General features: G+C 66.7%; 21 protein-coding genes. 7 read left to right on the forward strand and 14 right to left on the reverse strand.

Features of this window, described 5'->3' with window-relative positions; all coding sequences use genetic code 11:
• The first annotated feature begins 93 nt into the window (after positions 1-93).
• Positions 94-1,023 (forward strand): LysR family transcriptional regulator, encoded by a 930-nt coding sequence (locus AC10QF_RS09255; protein WP_494542080.1) that lies wholly within the window; start codon positions 94-96, stop codon positions 1,021-1,023.
• 89 nt (positions 1,024-1,112) lie between these two features.
• On the opposite strand, the gene AC10QF_RS09260 is transcribed toward AC10QF_RS09255, so the two are convergent.
• Together AC10QF_RS09260 and AC10QF_RS09265 are read right to left on the reverse strand one after the other, a co-directional pair.
• The gene (locus tag AC10QF_RS09260) at positions 1,113-2,570 is read right to left on the reverse strand and encodes an amidohydrolase family protein (protein WP_494542081.1); all 1,458 of its coding nucleotides are present in this window, start codon (positions 2,568-2,570) and stop codon (positions 1,113-1,115) included.
• A 54-nt stretch (positions 2,571-2,624) separates the two neighbouring features.
• Entirely contained in the window at positions 2,625-3,326 is a 702-nt protein-coding gene (locus AC10QF_RS09265; protein ID WP_049414581.1) for an ankyrin repeat domain-containing protein, read from the reverse strand.
• A 115-nt stretch (positions 3,327-3,441) separates the two neighbouring features.
• Between AC10QF_RS09265 and AC10QF_RS09270 the strand changes: the two genes are divergently transcribed.
• On the forward strand, positions 3,442-4,323 hold the full coding sequence (locus tag AC10QF_RS09270; RefSeq protein WP_049440171.1) for a LysR substrate-binding domain-containing protein: 882 nt from the start codon (positions 3,442-3,444) through the stop codon (positions 4,321-4,323).
• Positions 4,324-4,454: 131 nt separating this feature from the next.
• A complete protein-coding gene (locus AC10QF_RS09275; protein ID WP_099488271.1) occupies positions 4,455-4,892 on the forward strand; it encodes a DUF3806 domain-containing protein in 438 nt (145 codons plus the stop codon).
• Between the two features lie 49 nt (positions 4,893-4,941).
• On the opposite strand, the gene AC10QF_RS09280 is transcribed toward AC10QF_RS09275, so the two are convergent.
• Positions 4,942-6,102, reverse strand: a complete 1,161-nt coding sequence (locus AC10QF_RS09280) for an amidohydrolase family protein (protein ID WP_099488273.1) — start codon at positions 6,100-6,102, stop codon at positions 4,942-4,944.
• Between the two features lie 182 nt (positions 6,103-6,284).
• Here AC10QF_RS09280 and AC10QF_RS09285 point away from each other — a divergent pair, with 182 nt between their 5' ends.
• The gene (locus AC10QF_RS09285) at positions 6,285-6,929 is read left to right on the forward strand and encodes a hypothetical protein (RefSeq protein WP_049414575.1); all 645 of its coding nucleotides are present in this window, start codon (positions 6,285-6,287) and stop codon (positions 6,927-6,929) included.
• A gap of 79 nt (positions 6,930-7,008) precedes the next feature.
• On the opposite strand, the gene AC10QF_RS09290 is transcribed toward AC10QF_RS09285, so the two are convergent.
• Positions 7,009-9,735, reverse strand: coding sequence for a TonB-dependent receptor plug domain-containing protein (locus AC10QF_RS09290; RefSeq protein WP_447905975.1), 2,727 nt, complete (start codon positions 9,733-9,735; stop codon positions 7,009-7,011).
• A gap of 216 nt (positions 9,736-9,951) precedes the next feature.
• Between AC10QF_RS09290 and AC10QF_RS09295 the strand changes: the two genes are divergently transcribed.
• Positions 9,952-10,551: a GNAT family N-acetyltransferase gene (locus AC10QF_RS09295; RefSeq protein WP_429001121.1), complete on the forward strand. Its 600-nt coding sequence runs from the start codon at positions 9,952-9,954 to the stop codon at positions 10,549-10,551.
• Here the strand turns inward: AC10QF_RS09295 and AC10QF_RS09300 are convergent.
• Both AC10QF_RS09300 and AC10QF_RS09305 read right to left on the reverse strand, forming a co-directional pair.
• A complete protein-coding gene (locus AC10QF_RS09300) occupies positions 10,548-11,327 on the reverse strand; it encodes a CDP-diacylglycerol diphosphatase (RefSeq protein WP_494542082.1) in 780 nt (259 codons plus the stop codon). The two genes, AC10QF_RS09295 and AC10QF_RS09300, sit on opposite strands and share 4 nt — an antisense overlap.
• A gap of 68 nt (positions 11,328-11,395) precedes the next feature.
• The gene (locus AC10QF_RS09305; protein WP_032954259.1) at positions 11,396-12,055 is read right to left on the reverse strand and encodes a hypothetical protein; all 660 of its coding nucleotides are present in this window, start codon (positions 12,053-12,055) and stop codon (positions 11,396-11,398) included.
• Positions 12,056-12,223: 168 nt separating this feature from the next.
• Between AC10QF_RS09305 and AC10QF_RS09310 the strand changes: the two genes are divergently transcribed.
• Positions 12,224-12,520 (forward strand): hypothetical protein, encoded by a 297-nt coding sequence (locus tag AC10QF_RS09310; protein ID WP_005417035.1) that lies wholly within the window; start codon positions 12,224-12,226, stop codon positions 12,518-12,520.
• Between the two features lie 86 nt (positions 12,521-12,606).
• Here AC10QF_RS09310 and AC10QF_RS09315 read toward each other — a convergent pair whose 3' ends face one another.
• The 6 genes from AC10QF_RS09315 to lldP all read right to left on the reverse strand — a co-directional run bounded on the left by AC10QF_RS09315 (position 12,607) and on the right by lldP (position 19,633).
• Positions 12,607-13,491 carry a hypothetical protein gene (locus tag AC10QF_RS09315; protein ID WP_494542083.1) on the reverse strand — a complete coding sequence of 295 codons (885 nt, stop codon included), beginning with the start codon at positions 13,489-13,491 and terminating at the stop codon, positions 12,607-12,609.
• Positions 13,492-13,608: 117 nt separating this feature from the next.
• Positions 13,609-14,217, reverse strand: a complete 609-nt coding sequence (locus AC10QF_RS09320; protein ID WP_494542084.1) for an SMI1/KNR4 family protein — start codon at positions 14,215-14,217, stop codon at positions 13,609-13,611.
• 77 nt (positions 14,218-14,294) lie between these two features.
• Positions 14,295-16,016 carry a D-lactate dehydrogenase gene (gene dld, locus AC10QF_RS09325; RefSeq protein WP_494542085.1) on the reverse strand — a complete coding sequence of 574 codons (1,722 nt, stop codon included), beginning with the start codon at positions 16,014-16,016 and terminating at the stop codon, positions 14,295-14,297.
• Complete coding sequence (gene lldD / locus AC10QF_RS09330; protein ID WP_053499557.1) at positions 16,013-17,152, reverse strand: FMN-dependent L-lactate dehydrogenase LldD; 1,140 nt, start codon at positions 17,150-17,152, stop codon at positions 16,013-16,015. Before lldD ends, dld begins: the two co-directional genes overlap by 4 nt.
• A 4-nt stretch (positions 17,153-17,156) precedes the next feature.
• Positions 17,157-17,921 carry a transcriptional regulator LldR gene (gene lldR, locus AC10QF_RS09335; RefSeq protein ID WP_005417039.1) on the reverse strand — a complete coding sequence of 255 codons (765 nt, stop codon included), beginning with the start codon at positions 17,919-17,921 and terminating at the stop codon, positions 17,157-17,159.
• Positions 17,922-17,974: 53 nt separating this feature from the next.
• Complete coding sequence (gene lldP / locus AC10QF_RS09340) at positions 17,975-19,633, reverse strand: L-lactate permease (RefSeq protein WP_494542086.1); 1,659 nt, start codon at positions 19,631-19,633, stop codon at positions 17,975-17,977.
• Positions 19,634-19,872: 239 nt separating this feature from the next.
• Between lldP and AC10QF_RS09345 the strand changes: the two genes are divergently transcribed.
• The gene (locus AC10QF_RS09345) at positions 19,873-20,265 is read left to right on the forward strand and encodes a hypothetical protein (protein ID WP_049422813.1); all 393 of its coding nucleotides are present in this window, start codon (positions 19,873-19,875) and stop codon (positions 20,263-20,265) included.
• A 70-nt stretch (positions 20,266-20,335) separates the two neighbouring features.
• Here AC10QF_RS09345 and AC10QF_RS09350 read toward each other — a convergent pair whose 3' ends face one another.
• A complete protein-coding gene (locus AC10QF_RS09350) occupies positions 20,336-20,785 on the reverse strand; it encodes an MgtC/SapB family protein (RefSeq protein WP_049422814.1) in 450 nt (149 codons plus the stop codon).
• A 129-nt stretch (positions 20,786-20,914) separates the two neighbouring features.
• Positions 20,915-21,673: an SDR family NAD(P)-dependent oxidoreductase gene (locus AC10QF_RS09355; RefSeq protein ID WP_111177316.1), complete on the reverse strand. Its 759-nt coding sequence runs from the start codon at positions 21,671-21,673 to the stop codon at positions 20,915-20,917.
• Positions 21,674-21,798: the final 125 nt, after the last annotated feature.

Here is a 21,798-nt window from a genome sequence, read left to right on the forward strand (position 1 = left end):
GGGGGAGCCCCGTAGAGGAAGTGGGCGTATCCTGCCTGTATTCGCCAAACGTCTGTAGTAGGCTCTGGCACATATATTTCATACGCCACACGCATGAATGACCTCGCCACCGGCGCTGATCGCCTGGATCTGCTGCGCACCTTCCTGCGCATCGTCGATGCCGGCAGCCTGTCTGCTGCGGCCCTGCAGCTGGGCACCACCCAGCCGACGGTCAGCCGACGCCTGCAGGCACTGGAGCGGCAGCTCGGCCTGCGCCTGCTGCAGCGCTCCACCCATGGCCTGCAACTGACCGAGGACGGCCTGCGCTGCCAGCGTCATGCGCAGCGCGTGGTCGACGAATGGGAGTCGCTGCAGGCCGAGCTGAACGGCGAACCGGAAACGCTGCGCGGACGCCTGCGGGTGATGGTGCCGCACGCCTTTGGCCAGGCGCAGCTGCTGCCGACCATGCTCGCATTCCTCGCCCAGCACCCGCAGCTGAGCCTGGAGTGGATCCTTGAAGATCGTCGCCCGGATTTCATCGCAGAAGGCATCGACTGCGCGGTGCGGGTGGGCCCTGTCGACGAACCGCGCATGGTTGCACTGCCGCTCGCAGAAGTGCCGCGCATCGTCGTGGCAGCGCCCTGGCTGGTGGACGCCACGGCGGTCAGTACGCCGGAACAGGCACAGTCACTGCCGTGGATCTCGCTGGTCACCTACTACCGCGAACGCCTGCTGCTGCATGATGCGCAGGGCCGGGCGCATACGCTGTCAATCAGCCCGCGCCTGCTCAGCGATAACCTGTTCGTGGTACAGCAGGCTGCACGCGCCGGGCTGGGCGCAGCGGTGGTCTCGGCCTGGCTGGTGGCCGACGACCTCGCACAAGGGCGGCTGGTGCAGCTGCTGCCGGACTGGCAGGCACCGGCACTGCCGGTACACGTCGTGTTTCCTGCCGCGCGCCAGCAGCCGCCACGGCTGCGCGCCTTCATCGATGCGATGAAGGCCGCGTTGCCGCAGCTGCACGGCATGCGGCCGGCACCGCGTTAGGTCATCGGCCGCATCATCCACGCATGGCGTGGATCTACTGAGGGTACGGGTAGATCCACGCCATGCGTGGATTCCGTCCAACCCCGCAATCAGTCAGCTTTCGCCGCCTCTGCATTCCACGCCGCGACCTTGGCCTTGGTGTCGGCCAGCATCTTGTCCAGCGCGGCGCGGTCATACACATTGCCGCGCAGGATCACGCTGTCGATCTTCTCGGTGGCGGCGATGTCCTGCAGCGGGTTGGCGGTCAGCAGCACCAGATCGGCGGCCTTGCCCTGCGCGACACCGCCATAGCGGTCCATCTGGCCGAACCAGGCCGGGCCGGAACGGGTCGCGGCCGACAGCGCCTGCGGCGCGCTCAGGCCCTCCTTCACGAACAGCTGCAGTTCCTGGTGCAGGGCGATGCCCGGGAAGTTGAACGAGTTGAGGAAGCCCGCATCGGTGCCGGCAATGATCGTCACGCCCGCCTCCTGCAGCAACGGCAGCACGGCAGCCACCTGGTGGTACTGCGCGTGGCGCGCCTCGATCTGTGCCGCCGTCGCCTTCGCCGCGCGGTCCACGCGCCACTGGTAGGTCGCGCGCAGGCCCGGGCCGATGTAGGCCAGGTACGGATCGTTGGCGTGGTCATCCTGGTCCAGGAAATCGAGGATACGGCCACCGTTGAGGGTCGGGGTCACGAATACGCCGCGCTTGGCGAAATCACGGTAAGCGTGCATCGCGGTGTCACGGTCGAAGCTGGCGTCGAGGCGGCGATTGGCTTCCGCGCGGTCGATGCGGCCGGCGCCGAAGTCGGCGGCGATCTTCGCTTCGTCCCTGCTGCCGGCCTTGAATGCGTAGTCCAGGTGCTCGATCGAGGCCAGGCCGGCATCGACCGCCTGCTCCACGGTCAGTGCCATCGGAATGTGGCCCGACGCCTTGAATCCGGCCTTGCGCGCGGCGCTGGCCGAATACAGGAACAGATTCGGCTTCAGCGTGCTGTCGGTGATCTTCACGAAATCGACCTTGTCGTGCTGCAGGCGGGTGATCGCCTTGTCGACGTCGGCCTCGCTGCCCACTTCGATCGTGCCCTTCCACACCGGCTTGATGCCTTCGATCTTCGCGCCGGAACTGAGCAGGCGCGGGCCGAACAGCGTGCCCCTGGCGATCTCGCCACGCCACTGCAGCACCTGCTCGGGCAGATCGCCGGAGCAGTCACGCACGGTGGTGATGCCGTGCGCGATATACAGCGGCAGCAGTGCCTTGTTCTCTTCGATCAGCGCCGGGCCACCCCCGAAGTGCACGTGCATGTCCCACAGCCCCGGGATCAGGTATTTGCCCTTGGCATCGATCTGGCGGGCCGCGCTCCACTGGCTGCGCAGCTGCGCGTCCGGGCCCACCGCAACGATGTCCTCGCCGCGGATCACCACGCTCTGCCCGGCCAGCGTGCTGGCGTGCTCGACGTCGACCACGGTGGCGTTACGGATCAGCAGGTCGGCGCGCTCGGCAGCAGATGCCGACAGCGGCGCCACCGCAAGGAGGATGGCAAGGGACAACGGACGGGAACGGAACATGATGGACAGCATCCTGATGGGCACGGCCAGCGTGCGGGTGGAAGGAGTAGCGGTTCAGCGCGCCGCGCCGTGCTGGCGCAGCAGGGTTTCAATGCCGGCATAGCCACGCTGGCGGGCGTGCGCCAGTGGCGTTACGCCATCGCCGTCGGCCAGCTCCGGGTCGGCACCGGCCTCCAGCAGCAGCTGCACGATCTGCACATGGCGTGCACCGCCATCGCCGAGCAGGATCGCTTCCAGCAGCGCGGTCCAGTGCAGGCGGTTGACATGGTCCACCGCCACACCGGCACGCAGCAGCGTGCGCACGGTGGCGACATGGCCGCGCTCGGCGGCCGGAATCAACGCGGTGCCGCCATAGCGGTTGGTACTGCGCAGATCGGCGCCGTGCGCCAGGGTCATCGCCAGGATCTCGTCCAGGCCGCGCGCGCCGGCATACAGGTAAGCACTGTCCTGCAGCGCATCCTTGGCATTGACGTCCGCCCCGGCCTCGATCAGTTCGCGCGCGGCATCCACGTTGTTGCCCTGCGTGGCCAGCAGCAGCGCCGTGCGGCCCTGGCCGTCACGCGCCTCCAGATCAGCACCATCGGCCAGTGCTCCGCGCACCGCCCCGGCGTCGCCGCGACTGGCGGCATCACGCAGGCGCGCGTCTGCGTCGGCCCTGGACGTAGCAGTGCAGGCAGGGGCGACCATGGCCAGCAGACACCACAGCAGCACGCGCGTGAACGGTGCAGGCCAGCCAGCGGGGCAATGGAAGCGCATCACGGTGTCTCCTTTTCTCCATCGCCGCAGGGCGATGGTCGCAGGGGTCGCGCATTGCCAGCCCCTGCCCCGCATGGTAGAAGTCGGCCTGGGTATCCAGAAGTGAAATGTTCAAATGCAAGACAGTGCCAAATCGAATAGAACCCTGTTCGAACTGGACCTGCTGCGGGCGCTGGTGATGGTGGCCGACTGCGGCAGCTTCACCACGGCGGCCACGCGCCTGCATTCGACCCAGTCCACGGTCAGCCAGAAGGTGCGGCGGCTGGAGGAACTGGCCGGGCATCGCCTGCTCGAGCGCGGCCACCGCGATGTGCACCCCACCGACGCCGGCCACACCCTGCTCGGCTACGCGCGGCGCATGCTCGACCTGAACGAGGAAATGGCCCAGGCGCTGGCCGGCGCGATGGTGGAGACCGCGGTCCGCATCGGCGTACCCGAAGACTTCGTCAACCCGCAGACCACCCGCATGCTGGCCGCCTTCAGCCGCCGCCACCCGCAGGTGAAGCTGGAGATCAGCAGCGGCCTGAGCCGTGACCTGGCCCAGGGCTTCGACCACGGCGAGCTGGACCTGGTGCTGGTCAAGCAACGCCGCAACAGCCGCCAGGCGGTGCATTGCCGGCGCGAGCCGATGCACTGGATCGACAGCCTGCGCAGCAGCTGCCTGCAGCAGGACCCGCTGCCGCTGGTCACCTTCCCGCCGCGCGGGCTGTACCGCGACGAGATGATCCATGCCGTGGAAGCGCTGGGCCTGCGCTGGCGCATCGCCTTCACCAGCTCGTCGCTGAGCGGCATCCAGGGTGCGGTGGCCGATGGCATCGGCATCAGCCTGCTGCCGCGCCGCGCGGTCACGCGCGAGCACCGCATCATCGATGGCGAGCGTGGGCTGCCGGTGATCGACAACTACGAAATCGGCCTGCTGCATCGTGCCGATGCCGATGATGCGGTGCGGGCACTGGCCAGCGAGCTGTGGCGGCAGGTGCAGCGCGAGCCGGACTGACCACGGTAGGTCCACGCCATGCGTGGATGCCTTTCGCGCATTGATCATCGATATCTGATCAATCTTGCCGCACGGTGGGCATCATCGCCTCGTAAAGTGCCCCTTGTTTCCGTGCTCCACGGCGCCTCGCCATGTCCGACGAAACCCCGACCCGCTTCGATCCCCTGCCCGCCGCCCTGCAGACGCACCTTCAGCACCAACGCTCGCTGATCGCCGCACGCGTGGCCGCCAGCTTCCCGACGTTGCCGGTGCAATGGCCGCTGGCCGCCAGCACATTGCAGCGCGTGGTCGATGCCGAACTGATCGATCGTGACGACTGCGGCGGCTGGGAACCCCTGGGCGTCGCGTTCGGTGACACCCTGGCCCAGCGCGTGCCTGGCCTGGCCTGGATGCAGGTCACCGATGCCTGGGGCATCGATGCAGTGCTGCGCTATGCCGACAGCAGCCTGCAGATCGGCGCCGGCACCCTGCTGCTCAAGCGCGTGGAGCAGGGCGAGGTCATCGACATCGCCCATCTGCTGGCGTGGCTGGAAGAGTTCGTCGCCACCCGCGCAGACGATTACACCTGAAAAGCAGCCGAGCATGGCTCGGCACTACAAGGGGCTGCGCGGGGTGGATCTACAGCCAGCGGCCGTCGACCATCACCCTGCGCTCCGCCGGCACCCCGGCCACGGCAGCCGGGCCATGATCGGCCCGCACGGCCACGAAAGTGGCCGGATGCCCTTCCACAAGGCCGTATTGCCGCAGCCCGATCGCCTGCGCCGCATGGGTGGTGACCATGTCCAGCGCCAGCATCAGGTCGCCATCGGTGTAGAAGCCCGAGCGGTAGCCCAGCAGCATCGCCCGCTGCAGCAGGTCGCCGTTGCCGTACGGCCACCAGCAGTCGCGGATGTTGTCATTGCCGGCGAACACGCGCACGCCCGCATCATGCAGTGCGCGCAAAGGCGGAAATGGATGATCACCCGGCGCATTGCTCATGATCGCCACGCCCGCCGTCGCCAGCGCCTCGCCCACCTGCAACGCGCGCGCCAGCGGCACGTCGCCCAGCGAGTAGGCATGACTGACCGCCACCCGCCCCTGCAGGCCAGCGGCCCGGGTCCGCGCGGCAATGCGCAGCAGCTGGGCCAGTCCGGTCTCGCCGGGCTCATGCAGATGGATGTCCAGCTGCGCCCCATAGCGCTCGGCCAGGCCGAACAGCAGCGCCAGCTGGCCTTCAGCATCGCCATCCAGCGTGGTCGGGTCGATGCCGCCGAGCACCTCCACGCCCGCGGAAAGCGCCTGTTCCAGTACGGCGGCGGTACCCGGACAGGACATCACCCCGGCCTGCGGGAACGCCACCAGCTGGATGCGCATGAGGTCGGCACAGCGCCGCGCCGCTTCGCGGACCGCCTCGAGATGGCGCAGGCCGGTGCTGCCATCCACATCCACGTGGCAGCGCATCGCCACGGTGCCGAAGCGGCTGCACTGGCGGATCAATGCCTCGGCACGGTCCACCATCGGCGCGGCACCCGCTACCGCAGCCTTCTCCACCGCCAGCCGCTCACGCAGGCTGTTCACCGGCTGATGCGGGTGCCAGCGGTCGCCGACAAAACTCTTGTCCAGATGGATGTGGCCGTCGACCAGCCCGGGCAGGACCGCGAAGCCCTGCAGGTCGACGCATTCCGCCCCGTCGGCCGGCGAGGCCTCGCCATTGAGGCCACTGATGCAGCCGCCACGGATATGGAAATGCAGTGGCGCGCCGTAGCGGTCTACACCGCCATGGACGAACTGGAGGGTCATCGGGGACTCCCGGAAAGCCAAGAACGGCGCCAGCGTGCGCCTCCGCAAAGGCATCGGCCAACGAAATATCTGGATGCCAGATATTCATCAGACCGATGATTGCCCTGCCACGATCGTTCGCAGCCACGCCGTGCACACGCCTGAACGGGTACCATAGGCGCCTGTTTCCGTTGTGATGCCGCATGGGCCCGTCCGACCGCCACGATCGCCTCCGCCGCTGGCAGGCCGCGTCCCTGCTCGCTGCTGCCCCGATCGCCAGCCTGTCCGCCACCGATGCGGCCGCTACCGCGCCGCCGCAGGCGCCGCCTGGCCAACAGCGCATCGCATCGGCTGCCCTGGTCGAGCGGTTGCACCAGCGCGTGCTGTCCGGGCAGAGCGCCACCGCCACCCTGGAACACTGGTGCGCCGAACACGGCCTGGCCGAACAGGCACGGGTGCGCGCGGTGCGTGTGCACGGCCAGGACAAGCCTGCCCCCGCCGACGTGCTGCAGGCGCTGGGCGCAACGCAACCGGGCACCGCCCTGCGCTACCGCCGGGTACAGCTGGTCTGTGGCAGCCGCGTCCTCTCCGAGGCCGACAACTGGTACCTGCCGGACCATCTCAGCCCGGCCATGAACCAGGTGCTGGACAGCACCGACGAACCCTTTGGCCGCGTGGTCGGCCCGCTCGGCTTCCAGCGCCAGACACTGGCCGACCAGACGTTCTGGCCACCGCGTGGCCAAGGCGACCACGGTGTGGTCCTGGAAGTGCGCGCGCTGCTACGCGATCGCCAGCAGCAGCCCTTCAGCTACGTCATCGAGTCGTACCTGCAACAGGCGCTGCCCTAGGCGACCGGCGCGCGCCATCACCGCGGTGTTTCGACAGCAGAAGGCCCGGCATTGCCAGGCCTTCTGTCTGCCTGCCGGATCAGCGGAACCGGTAGTCCAGCTGTACCCAGTATTGGCGGCCATACGGGTCGTAGTTGCCGACCGGGTAGAACGGCCAGCCGCCACCGTTCCTGTCCGCCGGCGGGCGGCTGTCACGCAGGTTGTTGACGATCACGCCCACCGACAGTTTCTCGCCGAACTGGCGGAACACGCTGGCGTTGTAGGTCATGTACGGCGCGATGCGGCCACTGCCATCGGTCTTCGGCAGTGAACCGAAACGATTGCCGTACAGCGTGGTGGTCCAGTCTCCCTGGTTCCAGGTGATGCTGCCATTGGCCTTGCTGCGCCACTGGTAATCATCCAGCGAATTGCGGATGTCACGCTCCGGATCATCGGCGAACTGCCGGTACGTGTGCTCCAGCACCACGGTGTAGGCCAGGCGCGTGGTGAAGCGGCCATAGCGGCCGGCATCGAAACGCCAGTTGCCCTTCAGGTCCAGGCCGCGCACCGATTCGGAGGCCGCGTTGATCGGGTTGATCAGCACGCGGGTTACCTGGTCCGGCTGCACCGTGGCATTTGACGGGTTGCGGATCACCCGCGACAGCGCGTCCTGGCACAGCGGTGAACCGATATCGCGCGCTTCGCCGCCCAGCGTGCGGCCCAGGCGGCAATCGGCCTCGTCACGCAGGATACGGCTGGTATCGAGGCTGGTCACCTCGTTGTCGATGCGGATGTCGTAGTAGTCGGCGCTGAAATCCAGCCCGGACAGCGGCGACCAGACCACGCCGAAGCCGTACGACTTTGCGGTTTCCGGCTGCAACTGTGCGTTGGCGCGGTTGCTGTAGTCGATCGACAGGCCGTTGTAGTCGCAGTTGTCGTACGACTGGCCTGCAGTACGGCAGCGCCAGTAATCGGTCATGCCCGGGTTGTAGCCGCGGGTCTCGGTGGCGAACACGTAGTTCATGTCCGGCGCACGGAAGCTGGTCGCGGCAGAGCCGCGGATCAACAGGCTCTCGATCGGGCGGAACTCGACGCCGAAGCTCCAGGTCGCCTTGCCGATGTGCTCGCCGCCTGCGCGGTACTGGTCGTAGCGGCCGGCCAGCGTGGTGGTCAGCGATTGCAGCAACGGCAACTGCAGTTCAACGCCGGCCGCATAGCGGTCACGATCACCGCCGGCACCGATACCGGCGCTGGTGTTCCAGAACTCGCCGGTGCCCAGCCGCGGGTCCGGGCGGTTGCGGTAGCCCTGGCTGCCGGCCTCGACCACTGCCGCCAGCGCAGCATCGCCGCCCGGCAGTGCGAACAGGCGGCCATTGACACTGGCGCTGAAGGTCTGCAGCCACGCCGCGTTGCGGCTTTCCTGGTAGCCGGACAGGCCCTCGTACTCGTTCGGAGTCAAAGGCTTGAACAGGCGCGCCGGGTCCGGCGCATAGACCTCCACGCCATTGCGCACGCCCAGCTTCGGGCCCAGCAGGTACTCGTTGATGCCGGCCAGCAGCACCGGGCGACGGGTGCGGTTCTCGTAGCGCGAACGGCTGTAGACCGCCTCGTAGTCCCAGCCGCTGTCGCCGATCTGGCCGCGTGCGCCCACGTTGAACGACCACGAGTTTTCCAGGAACCGGTTGGCATTGCGCGGCAGGCCACCGATTTCTTCCGGCGCGAAGCGGCGGTACCAGCTCTCCAGGTTCCCGCTGTTCTGGTTGTAGAAGTAGTTGCGTGACGACGTCCAGGTCGGCGCGCGCGTGTTGTTGTAGATGCGCGCGCTGCCCACGGCGACATCGGCGAACAGGTCGGTGGTCTCGTTGAGGTGGAAGGTCGCCAGGCCATAGCCGTTGAGGTTGCGCTTCTCGGTCTGCACCGTCCAGTAGCTGGCCGCGGCCTCGTTGCTGCCGCAGTACCAGCCCAGGCGCGGGTTGCTGGCACGGAACACGCTGCCGCCATAAATATCCGACGCTGCGTCGCAGCCGCTCACGCCCGGATCGATGTTGCGACCGGTGGCGGCGTTGCGGCGATAGGCGGTCGCCGTTGCCTGCGGCGCCTTGCCGGCCGGATCATCGTCCAGCGAATCCATGAAGTCGCGTTGGCGCGCGTGGATCGCCTTGCGCACATCGAACTCGAAGCCGAACAGCGCATCCCAACGCTCGCCGGAGCTGCCGCCCACCACCTGCACGCGCTGGTTGTCACCCCCGCCCTGCTGGGTGCCGCCGGCGCGCACGTTGACGTCCACGCCTTCAAAACGGTCCTTGAGGATGATGTTGACCACACCGGCAATGGCGTCGGACCCGTACACCGCCGACGCACCGGCAGCCAGCACTTCGATGCGCTCGATCAGCGCACTGGGGATGTTGGCCAGGTTGACCACGTTCACCGAGCCCTCGTAGGCCAGCGGGTAGTCGGCCTGGCGGCGGCCGTTGACCAGCACCAGCGTGCGGTTCGGACCCAGTCCGCGCAGGTTGATGGTGTTGGCGGCCGGGGTGAAGGTATTGCCGAAGTCCTCGCCCTGCACGTTGCCGGTGTTCTCGGTCAACGCACTGAGCGCGTCGAAGGCATTGCGGTAGCCCTGCGCGTCAATCTGCTCGCGGCTGATCACCGTTACCGGCGACGGCCCTTCGACGCTGGCACGCGGAATGCGCGAACCGGTGACCTTCACTTCCTGCAATGTGGTGGGTGCGCTTTCCTGCGCGAAGGCCGGCAGCGAGACCAGCATCAGGGACGACAGCGCGAGCACCAGCGGACGCGGGCGCAACGCCTTGTGGGAGGCGGACATGGGCTTCCTGGGGGAGTGGGCGGTGGTACGGGGGAGCCGTGGCCTGTGCGGCACATAACGATCCCGTAACGAAAGTGTCCTGAATGGGTGGTTTCAACGGAAATGACCAGCCCTGATGGGCTTATGCCTGAACCGAATCAGAAGGACCCACGGCACCGCCACACTTTTGCAATGAATTGCATGGTCTGGCGCTTTTCGGATACGCATCGTGCATGGATGACCAACCGCGCCACCTACACCCACCTCGCCCCGCTGCGCCCCGTCCTTCGCCGCCACCTGCTGCACCTACAGGCAACGCCCATCACCCTGCGTTCGTTCCAGCGCACCGATCTGCCGCGCTGGCGCACCTTCGACGACCGTCGCCAGCGCGGCCAACGGCCGTCCTACGGCATTGATGAAGAGGCCCGCTTCCTCGCCAGCGTCCATCGTTCACGCCTACAGGAAGACAACGATCTGCTGGTACTGGGCGTGTTCGACGACGCGCAGGGCATCCTGCACGACCAACTGCATGTCCGCCTGCAGTCACTGCATTCGCGCTGCGCAGAACTGCAGTCGCTGCAGCACCGCAACGCCCATCCACAGGCCGCACTGCGCGCGCTGTGCCCGTTCCTGTTCGACAATGTCGGCCTGCATCGCATCTTCGTACTGCTGCCACCGGGTTGCACCACCCCTTTCGCCCAGGCACTGCAGGCCCTGGGCTTCATGCGTGAAGGCATCCTGCGCGACTTCCACCTGGACGCCGAGGGATGGCATGACCGCCAGTTGCTGGCGCTTACCGCGCCAGCGTGGCGCAGCCACCTGCAGCGGATCGGCTAGCGCACCCGCTCCAGTGCCGCACCCGCGCCGGTCAGCACCGTGCAGGCGTGATCCTGCAGTTCTTCGCCGCTGGCATCGTTGCCGCTGGCGGCATCCATGCGGGTGGCCAGCAGGATGAAGCCGGGGCCACCCTGCACGTCATCGCGTCCGGCCACCACCAGGCTCCACTGGCCCACATCGCCTACGCCGCTCAGGCCATAGGCCAGCAGGTTGAGCGGATTGGCGGTCATTTCCGCACCGGGCAACAGATAGGCCTGGTACTGATGCCCGCGCAGAAGCACCGGCAACGGTGACCAGCGTGGCCCCAGGGCGCCGGCGTGCGCATCCAGGGCCTGCAGCACGTCCGTGCGCAGGCAATCGACATGGATATGCAACTGGTGCTGCGACCGTCCGTGCGGTGAATTCAGCGCCAGGCTGGCTACGTTGCGCGGTAATGGCTGGCCCAGGGCCTGTTCGGTGTGCGCGCGCGCCTGCCAGGCGGCCGCGAAATAGTTGGGCGCCCCACGCTGGTAAAGACCGCGGTTCTCGATGCCACTTACCTTGTCCAGCGGCATCAGCAGGAACTGGTAGTCACCGTGTGCATCCTTGACCAGCACGTCACGGCGGCCGGCCGCCGTCTCCACCCGCAGGCAGCTGCCGCGCGGGCCGTCAGCTGCCTGGCAGTCACGCTCGATCAGGCGCCACAGCGCATCGGAATGGACGGGCGGCGGAGGCGGCGCGCTCGCACAGGCGGACAACAGCAGCAGGGGCGACAGCAGCAACGAGCGCAGGGACACGGCGGCGACTCACGGAACAGGCACGGCAGGCGGCGCCGCACTGCATTCTAGCCAGCGCGGTGCTGCAATCAGTAGGTGCCGAACGGCACTTCAACCACGATCGGAGCCACGCCCTCGCCCGCCTGCAGGGTGTAGCGGTCCAGTGCGCCATCATCTTCGGCGTGCGGCTGGCGCTGGAAATGCAGGGGATAACGGTCATCACCCAGGCGCACGGCGCTGCCATCGGCCTCCAGCGCGGCACCTTCGGGAATCAGCAGCCCCCCCAGGTCGCTGTAGGCCCCCGGCACATCGGTGAAACCATAGTCAGCCAGTTCATCCACGCGCTGCATCGCATAGACGTGCGGCAGGTAGGGGCGTGCCGGGCTGCGGCCATTGCTGAGGTCGGTCACCCAGGCCTGTGGCAGGTGGTATTGCTCGCGCAGTGCGGCCACGCCCAGCGACGGGCTGGCCACCTGCAGGCAGCACACCGCGCGCTTGCCCTCACGATCGACAATGGCGAATCGATCGCCGCGGGTGGCGGCCTGCGGCAGCATCGCGAACGCCAGGTTGCGCTGGGCGGGTGCGTAGCCTGCCTCGGTCTGCAGGTTGCGCCAGGCACCGAACACCGGCGCTTCCGCAGCGGCGTCCGGCGTCGGCTCGATGGCAGAGGCGGCAAACGCCACGCCCAGCACCGACACTGCCAGTACTCTTCTCGCCCTGCGCTTGTCGCGCAAACTGCCTGCCGTCATAGCGTATCCAACACCTGCCCGGAATGGCCCGGCCTGCCCGCTGGCGTGCTGCCAGCCATCCCTGCCACTATGCAATGACCACGCTGTGCCGGCAATGACCGGAGTGCTGACGCGTTTCGCGCGACGGGTGCTATCGTTCCGCCATCTTCCCTGCGCAGGAGCGCTCGCATGTCCGCCTTCCGTCTGTCCCTGTTACTGCCTGCGTCGGCCCTGCTGCTGTCGGCCTGCGTCAGCACCCCTGGCCCGCAGGTCAAGGGTACCGGCCACTGCGATGCCAGCCAGCTGGGCTGGGCAATCGGCCAGCCGGCCAACGAACCCAACATCCGCCGCCTGTCCAGCGAGAGCGGCGCCGGCCTGGTCAACCCGATCGGCCCCAGCACCATCACCACCAAGGACATCCGCCAGGATCGCCTGCGCGTGTACGTGGACAAGGACAACATCATCACCGCTACCCGTTGCGAGTAAGCGCTGTAGAGCCGAGCCCATGCTCGGCTGCTCTGCGGTCGGGCCACGCGAGAACCCGAGTCGAGCATGGCTCGGCTCTCCAGGGCTCAGGGTTCGGTATACCCCGCGCAGTCCGGCAGCGCCTGGTCGGGGTGGAACACCCCATCATTGAAGCGGAACAGCCGCGTGTAGCTGCATGCCGGGTCCTGCTCGGTGCGCAGGTCCTTCTTCTTCAGCGGGCCCTTGGCCAGCGAATCCTCGAAACGCGAAACGCCCGCCGGAAAGCGGGTTGCCACCGTCTGGTAGCGCAGCACCGGCATGCCCTCGGCCACCGGATCCAGCCCGAGCCTGGCCGAGAACCCGTATTCGTCGTGGCAGGCACCTGCGCGCTGCTTCATGTCCTGCTCGCTGAAACACGCACGGATCATCGCATTGCCCAGCCATGGCACCGTCAGCACGTCGTCGTCCACCTGGATGTCGTCCTGCAGGTGGCGCACGCGTGCCAACTGCAGCGTGGACGCGTCGGCACCTCCACCGGAGTACATGGTGCTGAACTTGACGATGCCGCCTACCAGCACATTCTGGTGGGCGCGCTGCTGCGGGTCGGTCACCGGCTCATCGCTGCCCACGCCTGGCGCCAGCCGCACGATCCACGGCCACAGTGACAGGTCGGCTTCCTGCGGCACGTCGATGCTGACGTGGTAGGTGTGTGGCTTGCCCTGGCCCTGCACCTTCTCAAGCACTTCCAGCACGCTCGGCCGGTCACCCTCCTCGGCGACCGGCTGCACGCGCACGCACCAGTTGCCGTCCCGCGTGCAGTCATAAAGCCCCGACGGTCCAGTCTCACTCGCGATCAGCACCTGCCCCAGCGGTTCCATCACGTTGCCGGCGGCATCGCGCTGCTGCGGCAGGATCGCGCTCTGGGCCAGCGCCAGCAGCGGGATCGCCAGCAATGCGACGCACATGATCGTGCGGGCAACGATGATGGGCATTGAGGAGATTCCTGCTCGTGGGATCCAGATGGTAGCGCAGGAGTAACAGGACGATCGTGACCAGCCCAGTCAACCGGAACCCAACCGATGCATTACCTGTCAGAACGGCGCTTCCAACTATGCCCCGCCAGCAGTCCGGAGAATGGCCGTAGGAACGAAGCCGTCATCTGTTGGCGACTCGAGATTCTCACCATTCCAGCTTGCCTGACTGATCCACTCCACAGCCTTTTCAGCGAACTCAGCGAAAGTGGGAGCGAGAAGGTACTTGGTGTCTTCATCCGCACCAAAGGCAATCACCTGTCCTTCACCACCGTCAATGTCGGGATCGAAATCCAATCCCATGTGATTGCCGCCACCATCGTGAGTCAGCGGTATCCAACGCGCATTGGTGTACATCGGCTTCACCACCCCCGCGGGACTCGACTTCATGAACTCTGCGCAGTCCTCGTTCATGCCGTCGGCCTCGATCTCACGCCAGCCGTGCCACTTCCGCCGGATCTCCATGGACGAGAGCATTTGACTGCCGAACAGAAGCCCGACCCCATCCTGCCCATCGTGAATCATCAGCAACTGCCTTAGCAGATCTGGCAAAGCGACTCCAAGCTGAGCCTCCAGTTCAACCAACTCGCTTTCGGAGGCTCCCGGCCGCAACTGCGCTGCATCCAGACAATTCTTCTCGTGAAGCGACGCCTTGATGGATGCCCATATCTGATCTGCAGTCTGCATTGATTCTGTATCCGTCTCAGCCAAGATCTCAGCCTAGTGCCAACCCGATCAGTGAGGAATGCAAGAAATCCGAATTTTCAGATGGTGCGCCGCTGGTGCCCACTGCAATCGCAGCTGCCCCACCCCTTCGCCTTCGACGTCTGGCCAATACCCGGGTTGAAGGTATTGCTCGGGTCCAGCTGCCGGTAGAAACCTGCCAGCGCCGGCTTGGCCGGGTACAGGTGGCCGACGTTGTGCTCGGCCGGATACTCGGCGCCACGCTGGTCCAGCAGCGCCCACATCGCACGCTCGATCGCCACCGGGTCTTCGCCCTTGCGCGCGATGTAGTCCTGGTGGAACACGTGGCACAGGAAGTGGCCGTAGTACAGCTTGTGCAGCAGGCGGCCGTCGATATCGGCCGGCAACTGCTCGAACCAATCCGTATCGTCGCGGCGCAATGCGATATCCAGCGCGACGATGTCCTGCACCTGCTCACGATGCACTTCACGATAGCGGACTGCCGCACCGGCCACCGCGAAGCGATGCAGGAACGCCTTTCGTCCCTCCTCGGCCGTGCAGTGGAAATAGCCGCCTTCGTGCCCGGCGAAGAACCCGCGCAACCAGGCCTCGGTTTCCGCAGCGTCCTGGGCAGAGACCTTCAGCAACAGGTGATGCTCGTAGCGTTGCCGGAACTCGCCCATGCGCTTTGGCAGGTGCGAGGGCAGCAGGCCGGTCAGCACCTGCATCACCCGGTCGGTCACCCCGCGCAGGCCCAGCCGTTCGAACCAGCCATCGACGCGGCTCTTCAATGCAAACGCCGCGGGCACACGGGAGGTACCGAGGCGATCAATCAGCAGGAAGCTGTCCTTGCCGTAGCGCTCGCCGATGTCATAGGCATCGCGGTGAATGTACTCGCCCGCGATCGGCAGGCGCTCGAAGCCGGTCAGCAGCTGGCGACGGATCGCGGTGAGGCTGTCGGTGCGATTGCTGCCGATATAGAAGACCTCGGCAGCCTCCTTCTCGAAGGTGTCCAGGCGCACCGCGAACACTGCCAGCTTGCCGGCAGATCCGGATGCCTCGAAGTGGCGGCTGGGATCCGCATTGAAGCGTGCGGGAGTATCGGCATCGACTTTGCGTACTTCCTCGGCATAGCGTGGATCGGAAGCCGCACGGCCGTCGCCATCGCCCACGTCGGCGGCCGTGTAGTCACCGGCCTGCAGGCGCTGCAGGATCTGCTCGGGCGTATCACCCAGCGCGATGCCCAGATGGTTGACCAGCTGCAACTGGCCCTGCGCATCGACCTGCGCATACAGCGCCAGCTCGGTGTAGGCCGGGCCACGTCGCACCAGCGCGCCACCGGAGTTGTTGCAGATGCCGCCCAGCACCGAGGCACCGATGCAGGACGAGCCGATCACCGAATGCGGTTCGCGACCCAGCGGGGCCAGCGTCTGCTCCAGGCGGTCCAGCGTGGCACCGGGCAGGCACAGCACCTGGCGGCCTTCGTTCAACAACTGGATGCCGGTCAGGCGCAGCGTGTTGACCAGCACGATCGGCCGGCCATAGTCATCGCCGTCCGGGGTCGAGCCGCCGGTCAGGCCGGTGTTGGCCGCCTGCAGGATGATCGCCGCGCCGCCCTGCACCGCTGCCTGCAGCACGCGCCACAGTTCCAGCAGCGTCCCCGGGCGCACCACCGCCAGCACTGGGCCATCGCCGAAACGGTAGCCGCGGCGGAAGCGGCGCGTAGCCTTGCCGCCGGTCATTACATGGCGATTGCCGACCGCATCGCGCAACTGTGCCAGCACGGCGTCGTGGCCGCTCATGGCAGGCTGACCAGCGAGTCGCGGCCGATGTCGGCGATGCGGCGCGCACCGGTCAGGGTCATCGCCACGCGCATTTCCTTGGCGATCAGGTCCAGCAGGTTGGCCACGCCGGCCTCGCCCTGCGCGGCCAGCGCATAGATGAAGGCGCGGCCCAGCAGCACGGTATCGGCCCCCAGCGCCAACATGCGCACCACGTCCAGGCCAGTGCGGATGCCGGAATCAGCGAGGATCTTCAGGTCGCCCTGCACCGCATCGGCGATGGCCGGCAACGCACGTGCGGTGGACAGCACGCCGTCCAGCTGGCGGCCACCGTGATTGGAGACCACGATGCCATCGGCACCGAACTTCACCGCATCACGCGCGTCATCCGGGTCGAGGATGCCCTTGATCACCATCGGGCCCTTCCAGAATTCGCGGATCCACTCCAGGTCCTTCCACGAAATGGAGGGATCGAAGTTGCTGCCCAGCCAACCGATGTAATCCTCCAGCCCGGTCGGGTTGCCGCGGTAGGTGGAGATGTTGCCGAGGTCATGCGGGCGGCCGAACAGGCCCACGTCCCACGCCCAGTGCGGATGGGTGATGGCCTGGCCGATACGGCGCAGCGAGGCATTCGGGCCGCTCATGCCCGAGTGTGCATCGCGGTAGCGCGCGCCCGGCACCGGCATGTCCACGGTGAACACCAGCGTGGTCACGCCGGCGGCCTGCGCCCGCTCCAGCGCGTTGCGCATGAAGCCACGGTCGCGCAGCACGTACAGCTGGAACCACATCGGCCGCTGGATGGCCGGTGCCACTTCCTCGATCGGGCACACCGACACCGTGGACAGGGTGAACGGGATGCCGCGGCTGTCGGCCGCGCGCGCCGCCTGTACCTCGCCGCGCCGCGCATACATTCCGGTCAGGCCGACCGGCGCCAGCGCCACCGGCATCGCCAGTTTTTCGCCGAACAGCTCGGTTTCCAGGCTCAGGTCGGACATGTTGCGCAGGATGCGCTGGCGCAGCGCGATGTCGGACAGGTCGGAAACGTTGCGCTTCAGCGTGTGCTCGGCATACGCGCCGCCATCGATGTAGTGGAACAGGAACGGCGGCAGCCGGCGTTCGGCAGCAGCACGGTAATCGGTGGAGGCGGAGATGATCATGGGGTCAACCGTGGGGGGAAGGCAGGCGCGAGGCCCGCGCACGCCGGGCTTCGTTGTCATCGAGGGTGCGCAGCGTGGTGTGCACGAACTCGAGGTGGGCATGCGCGGCGGCGCGCGCGCGTTCGGGGTCGCCGGCCAGCACCGCATCCATCATCTCGCGGTGCTGGTCGGACAGCGGCGAGAAGGTCCTCGCCGAGGTGTAGAGCTTTTCGCGGCTCTGCGAGATGTTGGTCTGCAGCAGTTCGAACAGCCCGCGCATCACCTGCAGCAGCACCAGGTTGTGCGAGGCCTCGGCGATGGACAGGTGGAAGGCCGCGTCGGCCTCCGCCTCGCCGGTGGGGTCGTCCTTGCCGTGCGCGTCCATCATGGTCTGGAAGGCCTGTGCGATGCGCGCGCGGTCCTCGTCGGTGGCCCGCAGCGCCGCATGCCAGGCGGTGGCACCTTCCAGCGCGTGGCGGATCTCCAGCACGTCGAAGCGGTATTCCGGGTCGCCCTGGAACAGCGGCAGGTACGGCGCCAGCGGTTCATCCAGCGCCTGCCGCGCGCGTGCCGCAGGCTCGGCCACGTAGGTGCCGCCACCGACCCGTGCGGTCAACAGGCCCTGGCTGGCCAGCTGCGCGATGGCCTCGCGCAGCGCGGTGCGCGAGACCCCCAGCTGCACCGCCAGGGTGCGCTCGGCCGGCAGCCGGTCGCCCGGCCGCAGCTGTTGTTCCTGCACCAGGCCGCGCAGCTGCGCAGCCACCTTGTCCGAAATACGTTGCGTGCTCATGGCGCCATTGTGGCCCGAAGCGCGCAGCGGGTGGTCGGCCAGCCGCGCATGGCTCAGGGAATCATCCAGGTCAGCCAGTAAGCCTGGGCCAGGGTGATCAGGCCGACCATCGTGGTGAAGATCAGGCTGTGCTTGACCGTGAAGCGGAACAGATCCGACTCCTTGCCGGCCAGGCCGACCGCCGCGCAGGCAATGGCGATCGACTGCGGCGAGATCATCTTGCCGGTGACACCGCCGGTGGTGTTGGCCGCCACCAGCAGCACGTCGGACACGCCGATCTGCTGTGCGGTGGTGGCCTGCAGTGCCGAGAACAAGGCATTGGACGAGGTGTCCGAACCGGTCAGGAACACGCCCAGCCAGCCCAGGAACGGTGAGAAGAACGGGAACGCGTCGCCGGTATGCGCCAGTGCCAGGGCCAACGTGGCAGACAGTCCCGAGTAGTTGGCGATGAAGGCGAACGCCAGCACCATGCCAATCGAGTAGATCGGCATGCGCAGCTCACGCACGGTCTCGCCGAAGGTCTGCAGCGCCGAACGTGCAGGCATGCGCAGCACGATGATGGCAATCACCCCGGCCAGGATGATCGAGGTACCGGTGGCCGAGAACCAGTCGAACTTGTAGATGGCGTCATAGCTCAGCGGCGCATCCACGATCGGTGGCATCTTCTGCACCAGCTGGTCCAGGCCCGGCACTGGGATCTTCAGCACCCAGCCTTCCAGCGGACCGCCCGCCGCGAACAGCGACTTGAACGGCTTGATGCTCCACAGCGTGACCATCGCGGTGAGGATCAGGAACGGCGACCATGCCCTGGCGATCTGGCCGACGCTGTGGCGCGGTGCCTCCAGTGCCTGTGCGGCCGCCTCGGCGCTGGTTTCGGTGTCGAAACGGAAGATCCGCACCGGCTTCCAGCGGCGCAGGAACAGGGTCAGGCACACCAGCGACGCCAGCGACGCGGTGATGTCCGGCAGTTCCGGGCCGATGAAATTGGAGGTCAGGTACTGCGCGATGGCGAACGAACCACCCGCAACCAGTACCGCCGGCCAGGTCTCCTTGATACCGCGCCAACCATCCATGATCGCCATGATCCAGAACAGCACGATGATGGTCAGGAACGGCAACTGGCGGCCGGCCATCTGGCCGATCTCGAATGCGTCCAGGCCGGTGACCTGCCCGGCCACGATGATCGGAATGCCCATCGCGCCGAACGCTACCGGCGCGGTGTTGACGATCAGGCACAGGCCGGCGGCATACAGCGGCTTGAAGCCCAGCCCGACCAGCAACGCTGCGGTGATCGCCACCGGCGCACCGAAACCGGCCGCCCCTTCCAGGAAGGCGCCAAAAGCGAAGCCGACCATCAGCATCTGCAGGCGCTGATCTTCGGTCACCGAGAGGATCGAGGCCCGGATGATGTCGAACTGCCCGGTCTTGACCGAAACTTTGTAGAGGAACACCGCACCGATGATGATCCACGCGATGGGCCACAGGCCGTAGACGAAACCGAAGCCGGCCGCGCCCAGCGCCTGCGGCACCGGCATGCGGTAGAACAGCAGGGCCACGGCGAGTGCGATGGCCACGGTGATCGTGCCGGCCAGCCAGCCCTTCATGCGCAGCACTGCCAGGGCAACGAAGAAGAACGCGATCGGCAGCAGCGCGATCAGGCTCGACAACCACAGGTTGCCGGCGGGGTCGTACAGGTGTTGCCAGGGCTGCATGAAGACTCTCGACTGGGGGACGGGTTCACCACCGCAGGGGTGGGCGGTCATGGGCTTCAGCATTATTGGTCGTACCAATAATGGATTTATGGAGCCACTGGACGCAGATTGAACCGCTGATTGCGCCAAGAGCCTATTAGACCATAGCGCTAGAATCAATTATTGGTACGACCATTAAGACGGTTGAGACAGTGGCGCGCATCCACCACACTGGATCCTGCCCCACCTCTGGTACACGAATGACACTCGCCCCCACCCGCGACCTGCAGTCCATGCAGCAACAGGCAGCTGACTGCCTGGCCGGCTACGCTGAAGCGAACCTTCTCAATCATGCAGGCTTGGATGCGCTCATCGCCCACCTGCGCGCATATCCGGATTCGGGCGAACCCATGGCCCTGCCAGACTGGGATCAGGCAGGCTCAGAGCTTCAGATCGCGGGTCGAGGCGATCCATTGCCGCCATCTCTGTTGGGGCAGATCGCCACAGACAAGCACGAGGAGTTGAATGACCTGATCTGTTCCTGCGTTGAAGTGGGAATCGCAGATCTGTACGGCGCTACGACGGATGTTCCTGACCAGATGCTGGCCAGAGCACTGGCCATCCTGCAGCGCAACACTTCGCAGCAGACCTGACTGCTTCAACTCCGCCTTGGAATCACGATCAGATCCCCCGAAGGGACTCTGATCCCACTCCCTCAACCCCTTAGATCTTCTTCTCCAACCGCCGCATCACCGCCAGCACCAGCACGCACAGCACGCTGACCCCGATCGCGATCACGTACTTGCTGATCCCCACCGCGATGCCGATGGCCGCTGCCATGATCAGCGAACTGGCCGTGGTCAGGCCGCTGACCTGGTCCTCGCGCGACCCACGCAGGATAGTGCCGGCGGCCACGAAGCCGACGCAGGCCACCACCGCTTCAATCAGGCGTACCGGATCGACCTGCAACAGGTCGCGGTAACGCTCCTGCTGGAAATGTTCGGCCACCGAGTCGCCGAGACCGACGATCAACGCGGCGGCCCCGGCGATCAACATGTGCGTTCGCAGGCCGGCGGCGTGCTTGCCCATTTCCCGCTCGACACCGAGCACACCGCCGAACAGCATCGCTGCGGCTACGCGCAGCAGGATCGAGACATCCTGGGTAAGTTCCATGGGCAGGCTCCGGGAATTTCCCTGAGCGTCGCGTGGAATGCGTGGCACAGAGGTGAAGGCCACCCCACAGTGCGTTCACCCGGTAGCGCCGGGCGATGCCCGGCGACGCCGCAACCCGCGTTCAGCGCATCACTGCGCGAGGTAGCCACCATCGATGGCGTAGTACGTGCCGGTCGCGAACGAGGCATCGTCGCTGGCCAGCCAGGCTACCAATGCGGCCACTTCCTGCGGCGTACCCAGCCGCTTCAACGCGTGCCGCCCTTCCAGCGTGGCGCGCACCTTCGGGTCCATCTTCTCCAGCAGCGGTGTGCTGATGAAGCCCGGCCCCACTGCGTTGACACGGATGCCGTCAGCCGCATGTTCCCACGCTGCGGTCTGGGTCAGCCCGACCACGCCGTGCTTGGCCGCCACGTACGCGGTGGAACCGGCATAGCCCACCTGGCCCAGGATCGAGGCCATGTTGATGATGCTGCCGCCCGTGCCGGCCGCGCGCATGGCCTGGATCTGCGCACGCTGGCACAGGAACACGCTGGTGAGGTTGACATCGATCACGCGCTGCCAGCCATCAATCGGATAATCGCCGCTGCTGGCCGCCGGCCCGCTGATGCCGGCGTTGTTGACCGCCACGTGCAGGCCGTCGAGTTCCTTGATGGTGCGCTGCACCGCCGCCTCCACCGCTGCATCGTCGGTGACGTCCAGCGCGATGCCAATCGCCTGTGCACCGGCATCGCGCAACTGCGCCACGGTGGCATCCACCGCATCCTGCTTCAGGTCCCAGACCGAGATACGGGCACCGGATGCGGCCAGCGTCTGGGCCACGGCCAGGCCGATGCCCGACACGCCTCCGGTCACGATCGCGGTCTTGCCGGTCAACTGGTAATCAATCATCTCCATTCTCCATCGGTGGGGGTATCAAAGTGGCCTGCAACAGCCAACCCACACACCCTACGCGCGCGCCCGTGATGGCCGGGCTGACATCGCATCTTCAGATCGTTCCAGCCATGAAACCTCAA

The sequence above is a fragment of the Stenotrophomonas maltophilia complex sp. Om-AH-Sm3 genome (genome assembly GCF_059337855.1).

Coding starts and splice junctions, on each gene's coding strand:
- AC10QF_RS09255 (WP_494542080.1), top strand. CDS start 94: ATGAATGACCTCGCCACCGGCGCTGATCGCCTGGATCTGCTGCGCACC.
- AC10QF_RS09260 (WP_494542081.1), bottom strand. CDS start 2,570: ATGTTCCGTTCCCGTCCGTTGTCCCTTGCCATCCTCCTTGCGGTGGCG.
- AC10QF_RS09265 (WP_049414581.1), bottom strand. CDS start 3,326: ATGCGCTTCCATTGCCCCGCTGGCTGGCCTGCACCGTTCACGCGCGTG.
- AC10QF_RS09270 (WP_049440171.1), top strand. CDS start 3,442: ATGCAAGACAGTGCCAAATCGAATAGAACCCTGTTCGAACTGGACCTG.
- AC10QF_RS09275 (WP_099488271.1), top strand. CDS start 4,455: ATGTCCGACGAAACCCCGACCCGCTTCGATCCCCTGCCCGCCGCCCTG.
- AC10QF_RS09280 (WP_099488273.1), bottom strand. CDS start 6,102: ATGACCCTCCAGTTCGTCCATGGCGGTGTAGACCGCTACGGCGCGCCA.
- AC10QF_RS09285 (WP_049414575.1), top strand. CDS start 6,285: ATGGGCCCGTCCGACCGCCACGATCGCCTCCGCCGCTGGCAGGCCGCG.
- AC10QF_RS09290 (WP_447905975.1), bottom strand. CDS start 9,735: ATGTCCGCCTCCCACAAGGCGTTGCGCCCGCGTCCGCTGGTGCTCGCG.
- AC10QF_RS09295 (WP_429001121.1), top strand. CDS start 9,952: ATGACCAACCGCGCCACCTACACCCACCTCGCCCCGCTGCGCCCCGTC.
- AC10QF_RS09305 (WP_032954259.1), bottom strand. CDS start 12,055: ATGACGGCAGGCAGTTTGCGCGACAAGCGCAGGGCGAGAAGAGTACTG.
- AC10QF_RS09310 (WP_005417035.1), top strand. CDS start 12,224: ATGTCCGCCTTCCGTCTGTCCCTGTTACTGCCTGCGTCGGCCCTGCTG.
- AC10QF_RS09315 (WP_494542083.1), bottom strand. CDS start 13,491: ATGCCCATCATCGTTGCCCGCACGATCATGTGCGTCGCATTGCTGGCG.
- AC10QF_RS09320 (WP_494542084.1), bottom strand. CDS start 14,217: ATGCAGACTGCAGATCAGATATGGGCATCCATCAAGGCGTCGCTTCAC.
- dld (WP_494542085.1), bottom strand. CDS start 16,016: ATGAGCGGCCACGACGCCGTGCTGGCACAGTTGCGCGATGCGGTCGGC.
- lldD (WP_053499557.1), bottom strand. CDS start 17,152: ATGATCATCTCCGCCTCCACCGATTACCGTGCTGCTGCCGAACGCCGG.
- lldR (WP_005417039.1), bottom strand. CDS start 17,921: ATGAGCACGCAACGTATTTCGGACAAGGTGGCTGCGCAGCTGCGCGGC.
- lldP (WP_494542086.1), bottom strand. CDS start 19,633: ATGCAGCCCTGGCAACACCTGTACGACCCCGCCGGCAACCTGTGGTTG.
- AC10QF_RS09345 (WP_049422813.1), top strand. CDS start 19,873: ATGACACTCGCCCCCACCCGCGACCTGCAGTCCATGCAGCAACAGGCA.
- AC10QF_RS09350 (WP_049422814.1), bottom strand. CDS start 20,785: ATGGAACTTACCCAGGATGTCTCGATCCTGCTGCGCGTAGCCGCAGCG.
- AC10QF_RS09355 (WP_111177316.1), bottom strand. CDS start 21,673: ATGATTGATTACCAGTTGACCGGCAAGACCGCGATCGTGACCGGAGGC.